The sequence below is a fragment of the Paraburkholderia sp. BR14320 genome, from assembly GCF_040948665.1.
Taxonomy (GTDB): Bacteria; Pseudomonadota; Gammaproteobacteria; order Burkholderiales; family Burkholderiaceae; genus Paraburkholderia; species Paraburkholderia youngii.
Genome location: NZ_JBFPKG010000349.1, coordinates 1 through 255, shown reverse-complemented (window position 1 = coordinate 255; position 255 = coordinate 1). Strand labels below are relative to the sequence as shown.

Sequence of the window (255 nt, the reverse complement as noted above, 5' to 3'; positions counted from 1 at the left end):
TTTCTGCGCCCGGACCATGCAGGCGATAACGTGTACTTCCTGGATCGGTATCTGCAGAAACTGCAGAAACTGCAGATACCGCAAGACCGGTTTGGAGGCGGGAACGTCCGTGAGGCTGTCGAACTGGTGGCGCACTATGTCGTGGACACCGACTGGTGTGAGGACCTGCCGGCTGCCCATTACGCCCATCTCGCCAACAAGCTGAGCAAGCATGCCGACCGTGAGATCTGCGGGCTGGCGCTGGAACGTATCGCA

1 protein-coding gene is annotated in these 255 nt (G+C 59.6%); it reads left to right on the top strand.

Annotated features, from left to right (window positions below; all coding sequences use genetic code 11):
- Positions 1–30: 30 nt before the first annotated feature.
- A partial coding sequence (locus AB3X89_RS40600; RefSeq protein ID WP_368588105.1) for a hypothetical protein occupies positions 31–255 on the top strand: 225 nt, incomplete at its 3' end.